At 67.8% G+C, this 22,250-nt stretch carries 21 protein-coding genes; 12 read left to right on the forward strand and 9 right to left on the reverse strand.

Features of this window, described 5'->3' with window-relative positions; translation table 11 throughout:
* Window positions 1-687 (reverse strand): phytanoyl-CoA dioxygenase family protein, encoded by a 687-nt coding sequence (locus ACIP0B_RS01165; protein ID WP_400829094.1) that lies wholly within the window; start codon window positions 685-687, stop codon window positions 1-3.
* A gap of 76 nt (window positions 688-763) precedes the next feature.
* The gene (locus tag ACIP0B_RS01170) at window positions 764-1,459 is read right to left on the reverse strand and encodes a tRNA (adenine(22)-N(1))-methyltransferase (protein ID WP_400829096.1); all 696 of its coding nucleotides are present in this window, start codon (window positions 1,457-1,459) and stop codon (window positions 764-766) included.
* A 139-nt stretch (window positions 1,460-1,598) separates the two neighbouring features.
* Between ACIP0B_RS01170 and ACIP0B_RS01175 the strand changes: the two genes are divergently transcribed.
* Window positions 1,599-2,027 carry an anti-virulence regulator CigR family protein gene (locus tag ACIP0B_RS01175; protein WP_400829098.1) on the forward strand — a complete coding sequence of 143 codons (429 nt, stop codon included), beginning with the start codon at window positions 1,599-1,601 and terminating at the stop codon, window positions 2,025-2,027.
* Here the strand turns inward: ACIP0B_RS01175 and ACIP0B_RS01180 are convergent.
* Entirely contained in the window at window positions 1,997-2,590 is a 594-nt protein-coding gene (locus tag ACIP0B_RS01180) for a TetR/AcrR family transcriptional regulator (RefSeq protein WP_400829100.1), read from the reverse strand. The genes ACIP0B_RS01175 and ACIP0B_RS01180 overlap by 31 nt on opposite strands.
* A 150-nt stretch (window positions 2,591-2,740) precedes the next feature.
* Here ACIP0B_RS01180 and ACIP0B_RS01185 point away from each other — a divergent pair, with 150 nt between their 5' ends.
* The 3 genes from ACIP0B_RS01185 (at window position 2,741) to ACIP0B_RS01195 (ending at window position 5,153) form a co-directional block, all read left to right on the forward strand.
* A complete protein-coding gene (locus ACIP0B_RS01185) occupies window positions 2,741-3,538 on the forward strand; it encodes a crotonase/enoyl-CoA hydratase family protein (RefSeq protein WP_400829102.1) in 798 nt (265 codons plus the stop codon).
* A 38-nt stretch (window positions 3,539-3,576) separates the two neighbouring features.
* Window positions 3,577-4,455 carry an alpha/beta fold hydrolase gene (locus ACIP0B_RS01190; protein WP_400829104.1) on the forward strand — a complete coding sequence of 293 codons (879 nt, stop codon included), beginning with the start codon at window positions 3,577-3,579 and terminating at the stop codon, window positions 4,453-4,455.
* 137 nt (window positions 4,456-4,592) lie between these two features.
* Window positions 4,593-5,153, forward strand: coding sequence for a TetR/AcrR family transcriptional regulator (locus tag ACIP0B_RS01195; protein WP_400829106.1), 561 nt, complete (start codon window positions 4,593-4,595; stop codon window positions 5,151-5,153).
* Window positions 5,154-5,253: 100 nt separating this feature from the next.
* Here ACIP0B_RS01195 and ACIP0B_RS01200 read toward each other — a convergent pair whose 3' ends face one another.
* From ACIP0B_RS01200 to ACIP0B_RS01210, 3 genes are read right to left on the reverse strand one after another with little or no spacing between them, the layout of a single operon-like run.
* Window positions 5,254-6,666, reverse strand: a complete 1,413-nt coding sequence (locus ACIP0B_RS01200) for an efflux transporter outer membrane subunit (RefSeq protein ID WP_400829108.1) — start codon at window positions 6,664-6,666, stop codon at window positions 5,254-5,256.
* Window positions 6,667-6,670: 4 nt separating this feature from the next.
* Entirely contained in the window at window positions 6,671-9,820 is a 3,150-nt protein-coding gene (locus ACIP0B_RS01205; RefSeq protein ID WP_400829110.1) for a multidrug efflux RND transporter permease subunit, read from the reverse strand.
* 26 nt (window positions 9,821-9,846) lie between these two features.
* On the reverse strand, window positions 9,847-11,004 hold the full coding sequence (locus tag ACIP0B_RS01210) for a MexC family multidrug efflux RND transporter periplasmic adaptor subunit (RefSeq protein WP_400829112.1): 1,158 nt from the start codon (window positions 11,002-11,004) through the stop codon (window positions 9,847-9,849).
* A 134-nt stretch (window positions 11,005-11,138) separates the two neighbouring features.
* On the opposite strand from ACIP0B_RS01210, the gene ACIP0B_RS01215 reads away from it, so the two are divergent.
* The 3 genes from ACIP0B_RS01215 (at window position 11,139) to ACIP0B_RS01225 (ending at window position 14,214) form a co-directional block, all read left to right on the forward strand.
* Window positions 11,139-11,756: a TetR/AcrR family transcriptional regulator gene (locus ACIP0B_RS01215; protein WP_400829172.1), complete on the forward strand. Its 618-nt coding sequence runs from the start codon at window positions 11,139-11,141 to the stop codon at window positions 11,754-11,756.
* 121 nt (window positions 11,757-11,877) lie between these two features.
* Entirely contained in the window at window positions 11,878-13,458 is a 1,581-nt protein-coding gene (locus ACIP0B_RS01220) for a GMC family oxidoreductase (RefSeq protein ID WP_400829114.1), read from the forward strand.
* 27 nt (window positions 13,459-13,485) lie between these two features.
* Window positions 13,486-14,214: a hypothetical protein gene (locus ACIP0B_RS01225; protein ID WP_400829116.1), complete on the forward strand. Its 729-nt coding sequence runs from the start codon at window positions 13,486-13,488 to the stop codon at window positions 14,212-14,214.
* A gap of 21 nt (window positions 14,215-14,235) precedes the next feature.
* On the opposite strand, the gene ACIP0B_RS01230 is transcribed toward ACIP0B_RS01225, so the two are convergent.
* A complete protein-coding gene (locus ACIP0B_RS01230; protein ID WP_400829118.1) occupies window positions 14,236-15,243 on the reverse strand; it encodes an AraC family transcriptional regulator in 1,008 nt (335 codons plus the stop codon).
* A gap of 142 nt (window positions 15,244-15,385) precedes the next feature.
* On the opposite strand from ACIP0B_RS01230, the gene ACIP0B_RS01235 reads away from it, so the two are divergent.
* The 5 genes from ACIP0B_RS01235 (at window position 15,386) to ACIP0B_RS01255 (ending at window position 20,039) form a co-directional block, all read left to right on the forward strand.
* A complete protein-coding gene (locus ACIP0B_RS01235; RefSeq protein ID WP_400829120.1) occupies window positions 15,386-16,882 on the forward strand; it encodes a flavin-containing monooxygenase in 1,497 nt (498 codons plus the stop codon).
* Between the two features lie 8 nt (window positions 16,883-16,890).
* The gene (locus ACIP0B_RS01240; protein ID WP_400829122.1) at window positions 16,891-17,871 is read left to right on the forward strand and encodes an alpha/beta hydrolase; all 981 of its coding nucleotides are present in this window, start codon (window positions 16,891-16,893) and stop codon (window positions 17,869-17,871) included.
* Between the two features lie 97 nt (window positions 17,872-17,968).
* Window positions 17,969-18,802: a phytanoyl-CoA dioxygenase family protein gene (locus ACIP0B_RS01245; RefSeq protein ID WP_400829124.1), complete on the forward strand. Its 834-nt coding sequence runs from the start codon at window positions 17,969-17,971 to the stop codon at window positions 18,800-18,802.
* A gap of 20 nt (window positions 18,803-18,822) precedes the next feature.
* A complete protein-coding gene (locus ACIP0B_RS01250; protein ID WP_400829126.1) occupies window positions 18,823-19,239 on the forward strand; it encodes a RidA family protein in 417 nt (138 codons plus the stop codon).
* Between the two features lie 128 nt (window positions 19,240-19,367).
* Entirely contained in the window at window positions 19,368-20,039 is a 672-nt protein-coding gene (locus ACIP0B_RS01255; RefSeq protein WP_400829128.1) for a TetR/AcrR family transcriptional regulator, read from the forward strand.
* A 39-nt stretch (window positions 20,040-20,078) separates the two neighbouring features.
* On the opposite strand, the gene ACIP0B_RS01260 is transcribed toward ACIP0B_RS01255, so the two are convergent.
* Together ACIP0B_RS01260 and ACIP0B_RS01265 are read right to left on the reverse strand one after the other, a co-directional pair.
* Entirely contained in the window at window positions 20,079-20,747 is a 669-nt protein-coding gene (locus tag ACIP0B_RS01260; RefSeq protein WP_400829130.1) for a c-type cytochrome, read from the reverse strand.
* Window positions 20,747-22,231, reverse strand: coding sequence for a flavin monoamine oxidase family protein (locus ACIP0B_RS01265; protein WP_400829132.1), 1,485 nt, complete (start codon window positions 22,229-22,231; stop codon window positions 20,747-20,749). The genes ACIP0B_RS01260 and ACIP0B_RS01265 overlap by 1 nt, the downstream gene beginning before the upstream one ends.
* Window positions 22,232-22,250 lie beyond the last annotated feature (19 nt).

A 22,250-nucleotide genomic window follows, 5' to 3' on the forward strand; every position in this document is an offset into this window, starting at 1 on the left:
TCAGGCCGAACAGCCTCGCGCCTCAACTTGCGAAGGATCGAACCGCTGCGACGTGTCCATGCGGACATTGCGCAATTGCGCCGTGGCGAGGTGGGACGCGTAAAGGACGTCGGCGCAATAGCCGATCAACAGCGTGCGACGACGTCCGCCGACAACGTTCAGGCTGCCGGCGTGCACCAGGTCGGCATCGAACACCAAAATGTCGCCGGCGCTGCCGCACAGCTGCACGGATCGCGACTCGTCGCTGAAGTCGAACGGCGCCTCGCCAGGTTCGGGCCGGTGGCTGCCGGGGACGATCCGGGTCGCCCCGTTCTCCTGCCCGTAGTCATCCAGGAAGGCCAACGCGTTCACCCGGTCGCCCGGCCTCTGTTCCGAGAGGTCGCGGTGCAGCACCTGATGGCCGCCGCCGGCCAGCGGTTCGCGCCCCTCCACCTGCGACAGGAAGAACCGCTCGGCGATCAACGCCCCCGCCGCCGCCAGCACCGACGGCAGACGGCACACGGCCAGGACCGTCGGATCGTCATCGAGCAGCGAATGTCGCCAGTCCCAGCCACGAGGCACGGGCCATTGGTCCGAGGGCTTCACGCACGCGTCGAACGTGGCGCGCAGCCCGTCCAGCCATTCACCGGGGATCGCCCGTCGGAGCAGGACATAACCGTTCTGGTGGAGTTGCTCGCGGTCGGTCATGGCGTGCTCGAATCCTTTCGCTCAATGGGCTCAGTGAACCAGAGTAGCTGCGCCAATCCCCACGTCGAGCGCCAGCCTATGCCAGCAGTTCGGCAATCCAGCGCGCCTGCCGCTCGATTTCCCCGGTCTTTTCCTCGGGCACCGACTGGCGGGCCCGGGCGAAGTGGCTCAAGGTCTGCTGACGGCGGCGCAGCGTGCGCTGCCATTTGTCCAGGAAGGCCGGGCTGCGGGCCTGCATCTGCAACGGGCCGAAGTACAGTTCCCGGTCGGTGTAGGCCGGCGCTTCGCCGCGTTCGGCGACGATGATTTCGTAGTCGAAGCGGTTTTCCCGCAGCACTTCTTCGTGAAGGATCCGGTAGCCGTTGTCCATCAGCCACAGCCGCAACGGCTCTTCGCCGCCGTTGGGCTGCAGGATCAGGCGCTCCCGGCCGTTCAGCCGCGCCTTGCCGCTGTCGAGGATGTCGCGGATCGTCTCCCCGCCCATGCCGCACAGGCTGATCGCGGTAATGGCGTCGTCCGGCTCGATGGCCTCCAGACCGTTGGCCAGGCGCACGGTGATGGATTCGTCCAGGCCGTTGTCGCGCACGGTGCGCTCGGCGGCATGGAACGGCGTGCGCGCCACTTCGCCGGCCACCGCCGCCGCAATCACGCCCCGGCGCATCAGCGCCACCGGCAGGTAGCCGTGGTCCGAGCCGATGTCGGCCAGGCGTGCGCCTTGCGGCACTTGGGCGGCGACGCGCTCAAGGCGCATGGACAATGTCTGTTCGTTCAACGGCGGTTCCTGTTCACCAGCGGATTTCGGCCCGGCGGCCGGATCGGGACGCGATTGTGTCGGGCCGCGCCGCACATTTCAAATTCCGGCGACCGGGCTACACTCGCCAGCGTCAGGACTTTTCCGAGGAGCGTGCCCGATGTCGATCAACAAGACCCTGCTGGCCATCGTCGCCGGCCTCACCCTCGCGGCAACCGCCCCGGCCCTGTTGGCCGATCCGGGCAACGGCAAGGGCAACGGCAAGGGCCACGACAAGGGTGCCCAGCACGGCAACCAGGCCCACGGCGGTTACGGCCAGCCCAGCGTCGACATCGGCGGCGTGCGGGTGATTCTCGACGACAACCGCGGCTACTGGAGCCCCGGCCCGTCGCTGCCGCCCGGCATCCAGAAGAACCTGGCCCGTGGCAAGCCGCTGCCGCCGGGCATCGCCAAGAAGCTCGACAGCCGCTTAAGCGGCCGCCTGCCCCACTACGATGGCTATGAATGGCGACAGGCAGGCACCGACCTGCTGCTGGTGACGATTGCCACAGGCCTGATCTACGAGGTGCTGCACGACGTGCTGGATTGAGCGCCGGCCTCAAGACAGGCCTGTGCCCGGCGGGTGACGGCGTCGATATAGGACGCATCGCCATAGACCCGCGCCAGCAGGATCGCCCCCTCGTAATCCGCCACCCACTGCCGGGCGGTCTGCAACGCTTGCGCCTCGTCCAGGCGCCCCGCGAGCAAATGCGCGAAGGCCTTGGCCCATTCATCGAAGAAGGCGCGGATCGGCGCCATCAGCTCGCTTTTGCCGTAAGTCGCATCCACCGCCACCACGCCCATCAGGCAACCGATGGCGTCGTCCTGAAACAGCCTCGCCGCCTTGCGCCCCATCTTGCCCAGACGCTCCTGGGGGCTGAGCTTCTCATCGTAGGCCACGGCGAACAGCATCTGGCGGATGCCCTGGTGCGTCCACTCCAGCACGTCGCGCAGCAGCGATTCCTTGTTCGGGTAATGGTGATAGAACGACGCCTTGGTGAATCCGCAGGCGGCGGCGAGCACGTCCATGGTGGTGCCGTGGTAGCCCAGGCGCTTGAACGTGCCGGCGCAGCGCAGCAGCAGTTCCTCTCGGGGGATTTTCAACGGTCGCACGGGGAATTCCTGATCAGGATCACTGGCGCTGATTCTATGACATAAGCCTGCCCTGCTCAATTTGACGGTTACCAACCGTTCGTTTAGTTTTTGGCTTACCTAACGAACGGTCAGTAAGTGACCAACCCTCGAAACGCAGGAGCAAGCGACATGACTGAAGCCAACAGCGGTGCAGGCCGGGTGACCCGGGAACGGCGCGGACACCTGATGCTGATCGGCCTGGACCGGGCCGGCAAACGCAACGCCTTCGACAGCGCGCTGCTGACCGACCTGTCACGGGCCATCGGCGAGTACGAACGTGACGAACAATTGCGCTGCGCCGTGCTGTTTGCCCACGGCGAGCATTTCACCGCCGGGCTCGACCTGATGGAACTCACGCCGAAACTCGCCTCCGGCAGCTTCCGCTACCCCGAAGACGGCATTGACCCTTGGGGCGTCTCGGCGCCGCGCCGCCGCAAACCGATGGTGGTTGCCGTCGAAGGCACCTGCTGGACCGCCGGCATCGAGCTGATGCTCAATGCCGACATCGCCGTCGCCGCCGACAACGCGCGGTTCGCGCACCTGGAAGTCCTGCGCGGCATTTCGCCGGCCGGCGGTTCCACCGTCCGTTTCACCCGCGCCGCCGGCTGGGCCGCGGCCATGCGTTACATGCTCACCGGCGAAGCGTTCGACGCCGCGCAGGCCCTGGAGATGCGCCTGCTGACCGAGGTGGTCGGTTCCGGCCAAGCGCTGCCCCGTGCCCTCGAATACGCTGAAAGCATCGCCAAGGCTGCACCGCTGGCGGTTCGGGCCACCTTGCAATCGGCCTTCCTGGCCCAGGACGAAGGCGATGGCGCCGCCCTGTCGAAACTCAACGAACAACTCCTGACGCTGATCAAAAGCGAGGACGTGCGCGAGGGCGTCATGGCGATGATGCAAAAGCGCGATCCGCGCTTCACAGGCCGTTGATGTTTTGTCGCCCTCCCCCTGAACAAGCGAACCCGACGATGAACACCCTCGCATCCCCCTTCATCACCCCGGTGCAGACGCAAAAGGTTGCGCTGGTCGCCCGTGACGGCTACCGGCTCGGTGCCCTGCTCTACCGCGCGCCCGGCACCGCCAAAGGCAATCTGATCGTGGCGGGCGCCACCGGCGTCCAGCAGCGTTTCTACCGGCGCTTTGCCGAACACGCGGCGCAGCAGGGCTTGAACGTCCTGACCCTCGACTACCGGGGCATCGGCGAATCGAAACCGGCGTCGCTCAAAGGCTTCGAGATGGCCTACCTGGACTGGGCCAGCCAAGACCTGGCCGCCGCCGTGGATCTGTTCAACGGGCAAACACTGCCGCTGTACTGGGTCGGCCACTCGTTCGGCGGCCACGCCATCGGCCTGCTGTCCAACCACCAGGCGCTGACCGCGTGCTATTCGCTGGGCGCCGGCGCCGGGTGGAGCGGCTGGATGTCCAGGGCCGAAGCGCTCAAGACGCGCCTGCTCTGGACACTGGTGCTGCCGCCCATCGTCGCCTGCAAGGGCTACATGGCCTGGAGCATGCTTGGCATGGGCGACGACCTGCCGCTGGGCGTCTACCAGGCCTGGAAACGCTGGTGCCGGTTCCCGCATTACTTCTTCGACGACCCCGCCATGGCCCATGTCCATGGGCTGTACGCCAGCGTGACAACCCCCTGCGCGTTCGCCGCCTCGGTGGACGACCCCTGGGCGCCGCCACGTTCGCGCGACGCCTTCGCCCAGGCCTACCGCAACGCGCCGCTGACCACCCCCGACCTGACCCCGCCCGCCGGCACCGCCCCCTACGGGCACATGGGCTATTTCCGGGACGGATCGCAGCCGCTTTGGGACGATATCCTGCGCTGGCTGCAGGGCCATTGACCCGTGCCGGCCATCGCCATTGCGCATCGGCGCAGCCTTCTTGCGCACGACAACGCCATCGCGATGGCCCTTTTCATTGAACCCCCGCGCTTTTTCTGCACAATGGCAGGCATTCGAAACACCACCCGAGACCCCTGATGTCCCTGACTCCTCACGACGAACGACTCATCAAGGCGCTGGCACTGGCCATCGTCGATCGCCCGCGGGCGACGCTCAAGGAGCTGGCCGAGGCCGCCGGCGTCAGCAAGGCCACCCTGCACCGCTTCTGCGGCACCCGCGACAACCTGGTGCTGATCATGGAAAACCACGGCGAGACCGTGCTCAACCAGATCGTCGGCACCACCGACCTTGTGCACGGCGAGCCCCTGGCGGCGCTGCGCAGCCTGATCAACGAACACCTGGCCCATCGCGAGATGCTCGCGTTCCTGCTGTTCCAGTACCGGCCCGACACCCTCAACGGCGGCGACGAGCGCTGGCAGCCCTACGCCGACGCGTTGGATGCGTTTTTCCTGCGCGGCCAGCAACTGGGCGCGTTCCGCATCGACATCACCGCGGCGGTGTTCACCGAACTGTTCCTGACCATGATCTTCGGCATGGTCGACGCCGAACGCCGCGGCCGCGCCGCCAGCGCCAACTCGGCCCATGTGATGGAACTGATGTTCCTGCAAGGCGCCGCCGCCACCCCCCGCCCGGAATAACCCGCACGCCGCAAACGCTGCGCATAAAAAAGCCCCGCGACCCAAAGGGCGCGGGGCGAGCGGGTCGAAGCTTCCGACCCAAGGAGCACGCAACGTGCGTTTACCGGTTGGCGAGCTTCTCGCCCGGCCAGCCGCCGCCCAACGAGCGGAACAGGTCCACCAGCGCGATCTGGCGCTGGGTGCCGACCTCGATCAGCGCCGATTCATCGACGAAACTGCTGCGCTGGGCATCGAGGTAGCGTAAGTGACTGTCGATCCCGCCTTCGTAGCGGGCCTTGGCCAGGGTCAGGGTCTCGCGGCTGGTGTCGGCCAGCGCACGTTGGGCCTGCTCCTCGCGGCGCAGGGTGTCGGTGGCCGACAAGGCGTCCGCCACTTCACGGAACGCCGTCTGGATCGTGCCTTCATACGCGGCCACCGCCGAATCCTTGCGCGCCTCGGCCAGGCTCAGTCCGGCGCGGTTGCGGCCGCCGTCGAACAGCGGCAGCGAAAGGGTCGGCACAAAACTCCAGGATCGCGAACCGCCGTCGAACAGGCCGGACATCTGCGCACTCGATGTGCCGAAGCTGCCGGTCAGGGTGATGCGCGGGAAGAACGCCGCCCGCGCCGCGCCGATGTCGGCGTTGCGCGCCTGCAAGCGGTGCTCGGCGGCCAGGATGTCCGGACGGCGCTCGATCAGCGACGACGGCGTTCCCGGCGCGATGTCCTGCACCAGCATCGGCGAGGCCTGCGCGGTCTTCGGGATCGACTTCGCCGCATCCGGCGTGCCGAGCAGCAGCACCATGGCGTTGAACGCCTGCTGCTTCTGGCGCAGGTTGCGCTCCTGTTCGGCGCGGGACTGCTCCACCAGCCCCAGCGCTTCCTGATAGTCCAGGGCGCTGGCGGTGCCGACCGAACGGCGCTGGCTGATCAGGGCGAAGGAGTATTCGCGGCTGATCAGGGTCTGCTGGGTCAATGCCAGGCGACGCTGGGCGCCGTCGTGCACCAGGTACGCCTGGCTGACCTCGGCGACCAAGGCGATCCGCGCGGCGCGGGCCGCCTCCTCCGTGGCCAGGAATTCCTGGAGCGCGGAGTCGCTGAGGCTCTTCACCCGGCCGAACAGGTCCAGCTCGTATTCCGGCAGCGCCAGGCCGACCTGATACTGGCTGGCGACCTCCGAACGGCCGCTGTTGGACAGGTCCGCCGGCTGCCGCTGGCGGTTGCCCGAGGCGCCGGCGTTGAGGCCCGGCACCCGGTCGGCGCGCTGGATGCGGTACTGCGCGCGGGCTTCTTCGATGTCCAGCAACGTCTGGCGCAGCGAACGGTTGTTGTCCAGGGCCGTGGTGATCAGGCCCCGCAGCTGCGGGTCGACGATGAACGTCTGCCAGGACAGTTCATTGATGGCCGTGCCGGCCGGGGCCGACTGGCCGCGCCAGTGGTCGGCCACCGGCGCGTCGGGCCGTTCGTAGGTCGGCGCCAGGGAACAGCCGCCCAGGGCCAGGGCGATCAACAGCGAGGAAATGGCTGAAAGACGCATGGGATCACTCCTGGGCCAAGGCCGGTTTTTCGGAAGACTCCAAGGATTCGATCGGAGCCGGTTTGCGGCGCAGCACTGTCAGCACCCAGACAAAGCAGATCGGCACGAACAGCACGCCCAGCAGCGTGGCGCTGAGCATCCCGCCGATGACGCCGGTGCCGATGGCGCGCTGGCTCATGGCGCCTGCGCCGGTGGCCAGGGCCAGCGGCACCACGCCGAGGATGAACGCCATCGAGGTCATCACGATCGGACGGAAGCGCAGGCGCGCGGCTTCCAGCGCGGCGTCGCGCAGGCTGTAGCCCTTCTCCCACAGTTCCTTGGCGAACTCGACGATCAGGATCGCGTTCTTCGCCGCCAGGCCGATGATGGTGATCAGGCCCACCTTGAAGTACACGTCGTTGGGCATGCCGGTGACCATCACCGCCAGCACCGCACCGATGGCGCCGATCGGCACGATCAGCATCACCGTCAACGGGATCGCCCAGCTTTCGTACAGCGCCACCAGCAGCAGGAACACCACCAGGATCGCCAGGGCGAACAGTTGCGTCGCCTGGCCGCTGGACACCTTCTCCTGATAAGACAAGCCGGTCCATTCGTAGCTGAAGCCCGCCGGCAACTGCGCGGCCAGGCGTTCCATCTCGGCCATGGCCTCGCCGGTGCTGGAACCCGGTGCGGCGTCGCCGACGATGCGGATCGACGGATAACCGTTGTAGCGCACCAGTTGCACCGGGCCTTCTTCCCAGTGGGTGGTGACGAACGCGCTGAGCGGCACCAGATTGCCCGCGCTGTTGTGCACATAGAGCTTGAGCACGCTTTCCGGGGTCATCCGGTCGCCCTGCTCGGCCTGCACCACCACCCGCTGCTGACGGCCGGCGTTGGTAAAGTCGTTGATCACCTCGGAACCGAACGCCGCCGACAAGGCGCCGCTGACCGATTCGAAGCTCACGCCCAGGGTGCGCGCCTTGTCGCGGTCGATCACCACGCGCAGCTGCGGCGACTCGGCCAGGCCTTCCATCATCGCGTAGAGGATTTTCGGGTTGCCGTTGGCCTGGCCCAGCAATTGGTCGCGCGCGGCAATCAGCGCCTCGCGGCCGAGGCCGGCGCGGTCCTGCAGACGCAGGGCGAAACCGCCGGAGTTGCCCAGGCCGTCGATCGGTGGCGGCGGCACCGCCATCACCGCGCCGTCGCGGGGCACGGCGAACTGCCCGTTCAGCGCGTTGATTTCCGCCAGGGCCGATTGCTCTTCGTTGCGCAGCGACCAGTCCTTGAAGGTCGGGAACACCAGCGCCGCGTTGTCGCCCATGCCGGAGAAGCTGAAGCCCGACACCAGGAACGTCGAGGCCACGGCCTCGCGGGTGGCGAGGTAGCGCTCAAGCTCCGCGCCGGCGGCATCGGTGCGGGTGCGGGTGGCGCCCGGCGGCAATTGGATGTCGACGATCATGTAGCCCTGGTCTTCCACGGGCACGAAGGATTCCGGCAGGCGCACATAGAAGTAGCCGAGCATGGCGATGATGCCGACGTACACCAGCATCATGCGCCCGGCGCGCATCACCAGGGCGTTGTTGAGCAGCGAATAGCGTTCGGTGAGCCGGGCGAAGCCACGGTTGAACGCACCGAAGAAACCGCGCTTCTCATGGTGCCCGTGAGGGATCGGCTTGAGCAGCGTGGCGCACAGCGCCGGGGTGAAGGTCAGCGCCAGGAAGCCCGAGAACAGGATCGACACCGCCAGCGACACCGAGAACTGCTGGTAGATCACGCCGACCGAGCCGGACATGAACGCCAGCGGCATGAACACCGCCGACAGCACCAGGGTGATGCCGACGATGGCGCCCGACACCTGCCCCATCGCCTTGATCGTGGCGTCCACCGGCGACAGCCCTTCCTCGGCCATGAGCCGCTCGACGTTCTCCACCACCACGATGGCGTCGTCCACCAGGATGCCGATGGCCAGCACCATGCCGAACATGGTCATCATGTTCACCGAGAAGCCGAGCAGGTACATCATCAGCAGCGTACCGGCCAGGCACACCGGCACCACGATCGACGGGATCAGGGTGTAGCGCACGTTCTGCAGGAACAGGTACATCACCAGGAACACCAGCACCATCGCTTCGATCAGGGTGTGGATCACCTTCTCGATGGCGACGTCGACGAACCGCGAGGTGTCGTAAGGGACGGAGTATTCCACGTCAGCCGGGAAGTACTGCGACAGCTCGGCCAGACGCTCTTTCACCGACGCGGCGGTCTGCAGCGCGTTGGCGCCCGGCGACAGCTGGATCGCCGCCGCCACCGCCGGCCGGCCGTTGAGGCGCGAGGAGAAGTTGTAGCTTTCCTGGCCGATTTCCACCCGCGCGACATCCGCGAGCTTGACGGTCGAGCCGTCTTCGTTGGCGCGCAGGACGATCTGGCCGAACTCCTGCGGATTGTCCAGGGTGCCTTTCACCGCCAGGGTGGCGGTCAGCTCCTGCTGGCTGCTGCCCGGCACGCTGCCGAAACTGCCCGCCGGCACCTGCACGTTCTGGCCGCTGATGGCGGCGCTCACGTCGTCGATGGACAGTCCATAGCCCACCAGTTTCTGCGGGTCGATCCAGACCCGCATGGCCGCTTCGGAGGAGAAGAACTGCAGCTTGCCGACGCCCGGCACACGGCGCAGTTCGTTGTTGATGTTGCGCGCGGCGAAGTCGCCCAGCGCGGTCGCGTCGGCGTGCTGCGCGCCTTCTTTGTAGTAGAGCGCGTAGATCAGCAGGAAACCGGCGCTGGTCTGCTCCACCTCAAGGCCTTGGGTCAGCACGGCCGGCGGCATGCGCGCCTCGGCCTTCTTCAGGCGGTTCTGCACGTCCACCTGGGCCAGCTGCGGATCGGTGCCGGGCTGGAACGTCACCACGATCTCGGCGATGCCGTTGGAGTTGTTGGTGGACTCGAAGTACAGCAAGTTGCGGGCGCCGTTGAGCGACTCCTCAATCACGCTGGTGACCGAGTCCACCAGCACTTTGGCGGAGGCGCCGGGATAGGTCGCCGTCACCTTGATCTGCGGCGGCGCGACGTTGGGATACTGCGCCACCGGCAGCATCGGAATGACCAGCAACCCGGCCAGGGAGATGAACAGCGCCACCACCCAGGCAAAGTTCGGGCGTTTGATGAAGAATCGGGACATCGGAAAATCCTCGCGGCCACCGGGCCTTACTGATGGGCGCCGGACAACTGTGCTTGTGCTTGAGCCTGGCTGGCCGTGACCTTGGCGCCCGGCTGCAGGCCGGCCATGCCGCCGACGATCACCTGGTCACCGGCCTTCAGGCCTTCGCTGATCTGCCAGCGCGAGCCCTGCATGGCGCCGGTCTGCACGCTGCGGGCCTCGACCCGCTCGTCCGCGCCGACCACCAGCACCGTCGCGCCGCCGTCGCTGCCGCGCTGCACCGCACGCTGCGGCACCAGGATGGCCTGGCCGTCGGTGCCTTGAGGCGTGCGCACCCGCACGTACATGCCCGGCAGCAGCACGCCGTCGGTGTTGGCGAACTTGCCGCGCAGCGACACCTGGCCGGTGCCGCGATCCACCGCCACGTCGGTGAACATCAGGGCACCCTGGCGCTCGTAGGCGGTGCCTTCGACGCGGATCGACAAGGCGCTGTTGCCGTTGGCCGAGAGCTTGCCGTCCTTGAGCGATTCACGCAGGCGCAGCGCGTCGGCGGCCGACTGGGTGAAGTCGACATACACCGGATCCAACTGCTGGATCCGCGCCATCAGCGTGGCGTCGCCCTGCCCGACCAGTGCGCCTTCGGTCACGAGCGCACGGCCGACCCGGCCGGAAATCGGTGCGGTGACCGAGGCATAGCCGAGGTTGAGACGGGCGGTTTCCACATCGGCTTGGGCCGTGCGTGCAGCCGCTTCGGCGCCGCGCAGCTGGGCGGTGGCGCTGTCGAAGTCCTGCTGGCTGACCGCTTCGATCTTCACCAGCGGCTCGTAGCGCTTGAGCCGCGCCTGCGCCTCCTGCTGCGTCGAGCGGGCCCGGGCCAGCTCGCCTTCGGCACGCGACAGCGCGGCCTTGAGCGGTGCCGGATCGATCTGGAACAGCAAGTCGCCGGCCTTCACGTCCGCGCCTTCCTCGAACCGCTTGTGCAGGACGATGCCCGACACCCGTGCGCGCACTTCCGCCACGCGCATCGGCTCGACCCGGCCCGGCAGCTCCGAGCTCAACGCCAACGGTTCGGTGACCACCGGCACCACCTCGACCGGCCGCGGGACTTCAGCCACGTTCTGCTGATCGTCCGCCGCCCCGCACCCGGCCAGCGCAATGGCCATCGCCAATGAACTCGCCATCCCTATTGCACGCAAATTACCCATGAGACACCCAAGGCTTGATCAAGAATGGCGCGAATGCTACTTTCAGATTCGTTATGAGTCAAATATGTCTCATATGAATGTTTTTTGTCATTCCCTTGAACCCGACCCTGGTCTGCGCCATGCCCCCAACAGAAATGCCTGCATCCGCCACCGCTCCACCTGCCTTGGACTGGGCGCATCCACCGACGCCCCACGACGAACATCTGTTCAAGCGCCTGACGGCGGCATTCGTCAGCCGGCCCCGGGCAACCATGAAGGAACTGGCGCAGATGGCCGGTCTGAGCAAGGCCACCCTGCACCGTTTCTGCGGAACGCGGGACAACCTGTTGAACCGGCTGGAGCTGCATGCCGAAAACATGCTCAGGATGATCATCGCCAACGCCCGGCTCGACCCGGCCGATGCGCAGGAAGCCCTGCGCCGCCTGATCCGGGAGCACCTGACCCACCGCGAGCTGATGGCGTTCCTGATGGTCCAGTACCGGCCCGACTCGCTGGACTTCGAGCAGCCGGACGCACGCTGGAAACCCTATTTCGATGCGCTGGATCGGTTCTTTCTCGGCGGCCAGCAACTGGGCGTCGTCCGGATCGACATCACGGCGGCCGTCCTCACCGAACTGTTCATCTCGCTGATGTACGGCATCGTCGACGCCGAACAGCGCGGGCGTGCGGCGCCGGCCGACTCGGCCCGGGCGGTGGAGCAGATGTTCCTGCACGGCGCCGTGGGCGGCGACCAGACCGCAGCGGCCCATTGACGGCGCCAGTCGGGCAGGCCGTCGCGCAAAGTCAAAAACCAGTCATGCAAAGCCAATCAATCGGCGCGGGACTGGCCAAGAATCCAGGTGCTCTCTTCGCAATCATTCGAGACCTGCACCAATGGAATTCGACTACATCATCGTGGGCGCCGGCTCCGCCGGCTGTGTGTTGGCCAACCGGCTCAGCGCCGATCCCGGGATCCGGGTGTGCCTGCTGGAAGCCGGGCCGCCGGACACCTCGCCGCTGATCCACACGCCGGTGGGCGTGGCGGCGATCCTGCCGACCCGGCACGTCAACTGGGCCTTCCACACCGTCGCGCAGCCGGGCCTGGGCGGACGCCTGGGCTACCAGCCCCGTGGCAAGGTGCTGGGCGGCAGCAGTTCGATCAACGGCATGGTGTACATCCGCGGCCACCGCAGCGACTTCGACGACTGGCAGGCGCTGGGCAACGACGGCTGGTCCTACGAGGACGTGCTGCCGTACTTCCGCAAGAGCGAAAGCCACCACAAGGGCAGCAACGACTTCCACGGCGCCGACGGCGAACTGCATGTCAGCCCCGCCCACCGGCACCCCGCCACCGAGGCCTTCGTGGCCGCCGGCCGGATGGCCCGGCACCGCTACAATCCCGACTTCAACGGCGAAGACCAGGAAGGCGTCGGCTACTACGACGTGACCATCCGCGACGGCCGCCGCTGGAGCGCCGCCAGCGCGTTCCTCAACCCGGCGCGCCAGCGCAGCAACCTCACCGTGCTGACCGGCGCCCAGGCCCGGCGCATCCTGCTGGAGGGCAAACGGGCCGTGGGGGTCGAGCTGACGCTCAACGGCTCACGGGTATCGATCAAGGCGCGCAAGGAAGTGCTGCTGGCCGCCGGCACCTTCGGCAGCCCGCACCTGCTGATGCTGTCGGGCATCGGTTCCGCCGCCGAGCTCCAGCCCCAGGGCATCGCCGTCCAGCATGAGCTGCCGGGCGTCGGGCAGAACCTGCGCGACCACCCGGACGTGGTGCTCTGCTACAAGAGCACCGACACCTCGCTGCTCGGCGTCTCGCTGGGCGGCAGCCTGAAGATGGGCAAGGCGGTGGTCGACTATGTGCGCCACAAGCGCGGCCCGCTGTCGAGCAACTGCGCCGAGGCCGGAGCGTTCCTCAAGACCCGGCCGGAGCTGGAGCGGCCCGATATCCAGTTGCATTCGGTGATCGGCGCCGTGGACGACCACAACCGCAAGCTGCACTGGGGCCACGGCTTCAGTTGCCACGTCTGCGTGCTGCGGCCCAAAAGCGTCGGCAGCGTGGGCCTGAACTCCGCCGACCCGGCGGCCGACCCGCGCATCGACCCCAACCTGCTGGCCCACGACGATGACGTGCAGACCCTGCTCAAGGGCTACCGCATCACCCGCGAGATCCTCGCCCAGTCGCCGATGGGCCGCTTCGGCCTCAAGGACCTGTACAGCCAGGACCTGCACAGCGACGAGCAATTGATCGAGCTGCTGCGCCGGCGCACCGACACCATTTACCACCCGGTCGGCACCTGCAAGATGGGCCGCGACGAGATGGCCGTGGTCGATGACCGCCTGCGCGTGCATGGCCTGGAGGGGCTGCGGGTGATCGACGCCTCGATCATGCCGACGCTGGTCGGCGGCAACACCAACGCGGCCACCTACATGATCGCCGAGCGCGGCGCCGAATGGCTGGCGTCGGCCTGAACCCAAGAACTCGTGTGAGACAGAACAATGAATACCCATCACAACAAGACCGTACGCCTGACCGCCTGGGCGGCGATTCTCGGCGGCGTGTTCGCCTACCTCAACGTCGGGCTGATGGCCGTGGCCACCCAAGGCGACATGGCGGTCACCCTGCAAGGCGCGACGATGCTCGCGCTGCCGGCCGGCTCCCGGCAGCTGTTCCGGCTGTCGATGTTCGCCGACCTGCTGGGTTTTTACCTGCCGCTGCTGGCCATCGGCGGCCACCTGTGGAACCAGTACCGACAGCAGGCGGGTCCCCTGGGCGACATGGCGGCCCTGGCCATCACGGTGTACGTGACGCTCGGGCTGGTCGGCGCCTGCCTGCAACTGGCCGCCCTGAACCCGTTGGCGCAACTGCACGCCTCAGGCGATCCGGTGGCCAAGGCCGCCGCCGAAGCGGCCTGGACCGCCATCGCGACCGCGTCGCAAAAAGGCTTGTGGTGGTGCGAAGGCCCTGTCGTGCTGTTCTGGGGCCTGGTGGTCGGCGCGCAACTGAAGCGCGATGGCTGGAGCGCGTCCCTGCGCTGGCCGCTGGCGCTGGTCGGCGTGTGCTTTGGCCTGGCGTTCCCGGTGGGGTTCTTTCCCGAGCTGGACCGGCTGTCCTACGGGTTGCTGGTGGTCATCGTCGCGGTCTTCCCGCTGTGGATGATCCTGTTCGGCTCGCGGCTGCTGCGCCGCGGTGAACTCAACGTCGCGCAGCCCCTCGCCGCGAAGTGACCGCCAAGCGGCCGGTCGCCCTCAGGCATGCGACCGGTCGCGGTGCTTTTTCGCCGTGGTGCCGAACCAGCGCTGGCACGAACGGCTGAACACGCTCTGCTCGGCGTACCCCAACAGGCCGGCGATCTGCACCATCTGCAACCCCGAGCGGCACAGGTAATGGTCGGCCAGCCGGCGCCGCTCGCGGTCGAGCAGCTCTTCGTAGCGCACCCCTTCGCTGAGCAGGCGCCGTTGCAGGGTCCGCGGGTGCAGGGTCACGCCGTCGGCGACGTTCTCGATGTTGCAGTGCCCGGTCGGCAGCAGCCGGCCGATCAGCTCGACGACCCTCAGGCTCAGCGCGGCGGTGCCCGGCGCGTAACTCGATTCCAGGTAACGGGTGGCGTAGTGCAGGGTCTGGGCATCGGCGTGGTCGATGGCGCGCTCGGCCAGGTGGATGGGCATCCGCCAGCCGCACCAGTCCTGTTCGAACTTCACTTCGCAGCCGAAGGTCTTTTCGTAGCCCCGCACCGGCCGAAGCGGCGGGTGCAGGAACGACACCTGCATCGGGTGCGCGCCCTCGCCGGCCAGCAGCTTCAGGATCTGCAGGGCGTTGGCCAGGCTCAACTCGTAGGACTGGCGCAACTGCGGCGCCGAGAGCTCGCTGATCCGGTAATCGAACTGCACCCAGCCGGCGTCGTCATGGCGCTCAAAGGCCAGCTGCAGCACCGGACTGTGGATGTAGAGGTAACGGGCGATGGCCTGGAACGCCTCCAGCACGGTGGCGGAGTTGCGGGCGATCACCGCCACCGGCCCGAGCATCTCCAGCCCCTGCCACTGCGCGAGCCGCAAGCCGAAGTCGGGGCACTTGAGCTCCACCGCCGTCGCCTCCAGCAGCAGGGACGCGCTGCGGTACAGGTAGAACGCGTCGTCGGGCCGCTCATGGGCCGGCGGGATGTGGAAGCGCGTCAGGAAGCGCTGCGGTTCGCCGCCCAGCTCGCGCACCAGTTCGTCGTAGCCCCACAGGTTGGTCGCCCGGATCAGATGACTCATTGTTGTGCTCTTGTGCGGTCAGGGTGTCGCCAAATGTCAATCGGCTGTCATGTTCCGTCAATCTATTTTTGCGCCTGCCCCCTACATTACGGAGGCTGTCGAGCGAGCCTCGACGCTTTGTCAATGTGCCCGGAGCAACGTCATGAACAACAACGACTACGACGTACTGATTATCGGCGCAGGCCTTTCCGGCATCGGAACCGCTTGCCACCTGAGCGAAGAATGTCCAGAGAAACGCCTGGCGATCCTGGAGCGGCGCGACTGCGCAGGGGGCACGTGGGATCTGTTCCGCTATCCGGGCATCCGCTCCGATTCGGACATGCTCAGCTACGGCTACCGGTTCCGCCCGTGGGACAGCCCGAAGGTGCTGGCCGACGGCGCCGCCCTGCGCCAGTACATCCAGGACACGGCCCAGGCGTTCGGCATCGACGACAAGATCCATTTCGGCCTGAAGATCATCGGCGCCGACTGGTCCACCGAAGACCGGCGCTGGCACCTCACCGCCCTGCACGAGGCCAGCGGCAACCTGCGCGCCTACCGCTGCAAGCATCTGGTGTGCTGCACCGGCTACTACAACCACGACGAAGGGTTCCTGCCGTCCTTCGCCGGGGAGGACGACTTCAAGGGCCTGCGGATCCACCCGCAGCACTGGCCGGACAACCTGGACTACGCCGGCAAGCGCGTCGTGGTGATCGGCAGCGGCGCCACCGCCGCCACGCTGATCCCGGCCATGGCGCAGACCGCCGGGCACGTCACCATGCTGCAGCGCTCGCCCTCGTACATCTACTCCTTGCCGGCGGAAGACAAGCTGACCGCCGCGCTCGCGCACCTCATGCCGTCCCGGTGGGCCTACGCGCTGGCGCGCAAGCGCAACATCCTGATGTACCGCTGGGCCTACGTGGCGTGCCGGCGCTGGCCGACGCTGATGCGCAAGTTCCTGCTCAACCACGTCCGCCGCCAGGTCGGCCCCGGCGTCGACATGCGCCATTTCACCCCGGCCTACATGCCCTGGGACGAACGCCTGTGCGCCGTGCCCGGCGGCGATCTGTTCAAGGCCGTGCGCCAGGGCAAGGCCAGTGTGGCGACCGACCGCATCGAGCGGTTCACCGAGCACGGCATCCTGCTCAAGTCCGGCCAGCACCTGGACGCCGACATCATCGTCACGGCCACCGGCCTCAAGCTGCAGCTGCTGGGCGGCCTGGCGCTGTCGGTCGACGGCGTGCCCTACCCGGTCAACGAGCACCTGACCTACAAGGGCGTGCTGCTCGAGAACCTGCCCAACCTTGCGTGGATCTTCGGCTACACCAACATTTCCTGGACGCTGAAGGTCAGCCTGTCGGCCAAGTACCTGTGCCGCCTGTTCAAGTTCATGGACCGACACGGCCTGGAAACCGTCGCCCCGATGGACGACGACGGCAACGCCTTGAACGACGGCATCATGGACTCGATGAAGTCCGGCTACATCCAGCGCGACCGGCAGATCCTGCCGCGCCAGGGCAAGGCTCATCCGTGGCGCGTGCTGATGAACTACAGCGCCGACAAGCGAATGCTGCTCAAGGATCCGGTGGAGGATCCGCGCCTGACGTTCCAGCCGCTGCGCCAGGCGTCGGCCGCCCCGCGCCAGACCGCGCTGCAGTGAGGTGGGCGATGACATCCCTCAGACAAGGCTCGCCCCGCGAAGTCGGCCACACCCGCTTCGTCCATCCCCGCCGGGGCCGCTGGATCGGCGCGCTGCTCAACGGCCTGCTGCGCCTCACCGTGAAATGGCGCCACGGGGCGCGCATCGACGTTGCGGCGCTGCGCGACCGACTGGCGAAACTCGACCGCCAGGCGCCGCACCGGCTGCTGGCCGGCGTGCAGCGCCAACGGGTGGACTGCAACGGCGTGAACGCCCATTGGCTGGTGCCCAAGGCCTGCCGGCCGAAACGCGTGCTGCTCTATATCCACGGCGGCGCCTTCGTCGGCTACACGGCGGACACCTATGCCGGCATGGTCGCGTCATGGTGCAAGGCCCTGGACGCCCGGGCCTTGATGGTCGATTACCGGCTGGCGCCGGAGTCGCCGCATCCGGCGGCGCTGCAAGACTGTTTCGCCGCCTACCAGTGGCTGCTGGACCAGGGCATCAAACCGCAGCACATCGTCCTGGCCGGCGATTCGGCCGGCGGCAACCTGGCGCTGGCCACCTTGCAGCACCTGAAACAGGCAGGCCGGCCGCTGCCCTGCTGCGCGGCGTTGCTGTCGCCGTTCCTGGACTTCACCCTCAGCGGCGCCAGCGCCCTCACCAACGCCCGCCGCGATCCGGTGTTCACCCACGCGTTCGCCATCGGCATCCGGGGCTTCTACGCCAGCGCCGAACAGCATTCGCTGCCGGCGGTGTCGCCGCTGTTCGGCGACTTCAACGGATTGCCGCCGTTGCTCTTGCAGGTCGGCAGCACCGAGATGCTGCTGGACGACGCCGTGCGTGCCGCCGCCAAGGCCCGCGCGGCGGGCGTGGCGGTGCAGCTGGAGGTCTGGCGGCACCTGCCCCATGTGTTCCAGATGGTTGCCGCACTGCCGCAGTCCCGTGAGGCCGCACAGCACGTCTGCGACTTCATCCGGGTTCATGCAGGCTGGAGTGCCGACCGTTGAATGGTGCTCCATTCATTTAGATAACGGTCGTTGCGCTTATGTGAAAGACGCGGCTACGCTCGGTCGGCCATGTGGCGAACTGATGGAGGAAACCGCTATGCAAGCGTCTCTTCGCAAGGCATTCCGGGAAGACGGAGCCGTGCTGATCAAAGGATTCCTGAACCCGCAGCAACTGTCCCAATGCCGGGAAGCCTACGACTGGGCCGTGGACAACCACGGCCCCAACGCCTTCCGGATGTTCAACGACACCGAGCAGCAAGCCCACGTCGACAACGCCAACCCCGTGGCCAAGGCCCGGCTGGAGGCCCTGGTGGCGGCCCTGCCTTTGGGCTGCCTGTTCGCTGACCTCTGGGGCAGCGAGAACGTCTGGTACTTCGCCGAGGAAGTCTTCCTCAAGGCCGGCGGCCACGGCTCGCGCACCCTCTGGCACCAGGACACGTCCTACCTGCCCTGGGCCGGCGAACACTGGGGCAACGCGTGGATCAGCTTCGAGTCCGTGCCCAAGCGCAACGCCCTGGAGATCGTCCGCGGCTCCCACCGCGGGCCGCGCTACGACGGCACCACCTTCCGCGACCCGAACGACCCGACCCAACCGCTGCACGGCGGCGACGCCCTGCCGCGCCTGCCGGACATCGAGGCCCGGCGCAAGCTCGACCCCGACGCCTACGACATCCTGTCCTGGGCCACCGAGCCCGGCGACATCGTCGTGCTTCACCCAGGCTCCCTGCACGGCGGCGCGCCGGTCGACGCGGCGTTCCCGGACCGGCACACCTTCGTGTTCCGTTTCTTCGGCGACGACGCCACGTTCAGCCCGCTGCCGGCCGACAGCGCCTCGGGCTACCCGCCCCAGGGCTCGCTGTTCGCCAACGAACTGGCCGGCCTGAAAGCGGGCGAGCCGTTCCGCCACCCGACCTTCCGCCGACTCATCTGACCTGACCGTGGAGAGCTGCCATGAGCGAACCGACACCCAAGCGCGAACTGATCAACCCGCCCCACACGCAAGCGTTCTACGACCAGTACCACTTCTCCCAGGCCAACCGCGTCGGCGACATCGTCTGGGTCTCCGGCCAGGTGGGGATCGACGCCAACGCCGTGCCCGGCGAAGGCATCGCCCAGCAGTCGTACCTGGCGTTCCAGGCCTTGCGCACGGTGCTTGAAGAGGCGGGCGCGACCCTGGCCGACGTGGTGGAGCTGATGACCTTCCACACCGACCTGCAAGCCGACATCAAGGCGTTCGCCAAGGTCAAGGACGAGTACTTCCCCGACCGTTACCCGGCATGGAGCGCCCTCGGCATCTCGCAGCTGTCGTTGCCGCAGCTGCGGGTCGAGATCCGCGCGGTGGCCGTGGTCGGCAGCGGCCGGGCCTGACCTGCGCGTGCCCCGCCACGCCGTTGGCTGCGGGGCACGCCGCGCCGGGTGCTTTCCCCCGATAATTTTCCTATAGTGCGGGACTGGATCACTTGCGCAACGACTGCGCCCGGAGCTCAGCCATTCCCATGCACAACGCCCCTCGCCCCGACCCTGCCGACACGCCCGGCCCGCTCCTCGACGGCCAACCCGAACCGCGCGCCCGCCGTGGCCGTCCGGTGGGCAACCATGAGGAAAAACGCACCGGGCTGCTCAAAGCGGTGATGTCGGTGATCGCCCGCGAAGGCTATGCCGACACGTCGATGCGCAAGGTCGCGCAGCAGGCCGGCTGCACCACCGGCGCGGTCACCTACTACTTCGCCAACAAAGAGGAAATGGTCACCGCCGCCGCCCGCCACCTGTTCGACGAATTCGACATCCTGCTCCACGGCGGCAGCGACCTGGACATCGGCGCGCTGATCAAGGAATGGCTGAACCTGGCCAAGACCGACGAGGCAGACGCCTGGCTGGCCCTGTTCCAGCTAATGGCCCATGCCCGGCACGAGCCGGCCTTCGCCAAGGTCTTCGAGGAGCGCTATGCGCGCTTTCGCGAAGCGTTCAGTTCGGTCCTGACCAGGGGACAGCGTGACGGCACGGTCCGCGGGGACGTGGAGGCCACCGTGCTCGCCGACCTCATCTGCGCCATGGGCGACGGCTGGATGATGGCCAAGCCCATCGAGCCCGAACGGTTCACCGACGCCCGCAAGGAAGCCTTGCTTGCGGCGGTGCTGACCCTGATCGCGCCACCGCCCGCACGCTGAACCGGCGGCGGGCGTCCCTGCCCGCCCGGTTCCCGCCTGCTAGCGCACGGAGGGCGGCACCGAACCGCCCAGCCAGGCGCTGACCGCCTCGATGTCCGCCTCCGACAGCCCCGCCGCCATGGCATTCATCGCCTGCCCCGGATCCCGGCGGCTGCCCTGCTTGAACGCGTGCAACTGATCCGCCAGATAGAAACGTCCCTGCCCGGCGATGCGCGGTGCCAGCGGGCCACCCGTTGCCTCGTTGCCGTGGCAGGCCGCGCACCCCTTGGCGGCGAACACGGTTTTGCCTTGGTTCTGGAGCGCCTTGACGTTGTCGTCTGGCTCACCCGTCCCCGGCGCCTGTTTCGCGTAGAAGTCCGCCAGGCGCTTGATCTGCCCGTCGCTCAGGCTCGCGGCCAGCGCCTCCATCGTCGGGCTGTGCCGGTGCCCTTGGGCGAAGGCGCGCAACTGCGCCTCAAGGTACGCCGCCTGCTGGCCGGCCAGCGCCGGATACCGGGCATTGGCCGATCGGCCGTCGGCGCCGTGGCACAGCGCGCAGGTGTCCTGCAACTGCGGCCAGGGCCCGACGCTGGCCTGGTAGTGCGCGTCGTGGGCGTCCAGGTTCTGCATGAACCGGTAGCCCTGCCACATCTCGGGGCCGTAGACCCCGGCGAACGCCGCCACGGACACGGCCGCCAACGCCGTTGCGGTCCAGATGATCCGCTTCATCAGGCCGTCCTCCTGCGCTGCGCCAACGCCTGCAAGGCTTGCAGCGCCGCCCGGCGGCCGGAACGCACGGCGCCGTCCATCGCCCCCGGCCAGACCTCGGCGGTCTCGGTGCCGGACCAGATCAACCGCCCCACGGACGGCCGCAGGTGCTGGCCCCACTGCGTCCAGAATCCCGGCGGCAGCGGTGCGATGCAGCTCAGCGACCAAGGATCGGCCTTGCCCCAGTCATGGTCGTGGAACTGCCGGGGCCGCAGGGCTTCGTCGCCCAGCGCCTTGGCGTAGATCTGCGACAGGATCGCCTCGGCACGCCCGGCATCGCTCGGCAATTGCCCGGTGCGGACGAACGCGTTGAGCACGCCGATCCGGCCGTCCGGCGGCGAGTTGTCGTAGGACCAGATCAACGGCCCCTCCACCTGCACGATCTGCCCGTTCAGGCCCTTGTCGCGCCAGAACGGCCGGTCGTACACGTGCACGGTCTTGCGCATCGGCGCGTGGGCCGGCCAGCGGCGCTGCAGTTGCGCACGCCCCTCGGGCAGCGGCGGATCGAACTCGATCCGGTTGCACAACGCCGGGTTGAGCGCGGCGATCACCTGCCGGGCGCGGACGACGCCCTGGTCGGTGTGCAGCTCGACGATGTCCCGGTCCCAACCGACGATTTTGCGCACCGGGCACGACAGCCCGACCTTGTCGCCCAACCCTTCGGCCATCTTCAGCGCCAGCCGCTGCGAGCCGCCGACGAAGCGGGTTTCCTGGGCGCCGTCCTTGATGCCTTCCAGCGATTCAAGGCTGCAGCCTGAGGTGTTGATGATCGACAGGTAGTGCAGCAGGCTCACGCCGGCCGGCGAACTGCCGAAGCTCAGGCTCACCGACATGTCGAAGCCGATCCGGTCCACCGGGCTTGCGCCTTCGCGGCTGAGCCATTCGCCGACGGTCTGCCTGTCGAGGGCGGCAGCGTTTTGTGCCGTCCACGGCTCGGCGGCCGGCACCGCGCGGGACATTTCGTTGAGCTTGCCCACCAGCGCCGCGTTGGCGTTCGGTCCGCCGCTGGCGTCTTCCTCCACACTGGCATCGCCCAACAGGTAGACCGTCTTGCCTTGGTAATAGGTGGGGAACGTGTCCACCTCCAGTTGCCGGGCCAGGTCGGCGATGGCGGTCTGGCCTGGGCCGATCCACTGGCCGCCGGCCTCGGACACCACGCCATCGCCCAGGTCATGGTTGTAGGTGCGCCCGCCCACCCGGTCCCGGGCCTCCAGCACCTGAAAGGATTCGCAACCGGCCGCCCGCAAGTCCCGTGCCGCCGTCAGGCCCGCCAGGCCGGCGCCGAGGATCGCCACGTCCAGCACATCCTCGGGCGTCGATGGCTGCTGTGCCGCGGCCCGCCCGCTCAACGCCAGGCCGCCGACCACCGCCGCCGCTCCGAGCGCCTGCAACAACCGGCGCCGCTGGGCGGCCTCCAGGGGCAATTCGCTGTTTTCTGTGTTCATCGTTGCCTTGTCCTCGGTC

It is taken from the genome of Pseudomonas sp. NPDC089534 (assembly GCF_044749305.1).
Classification (GTDB): domain Bacteria; phylum Pseudomonadota; class Gammaproteobacteria; order Pseudomonadales; family Pseudomonadaceae; genus Aquipseudomonas; species Aquipseudomonas ekonensis.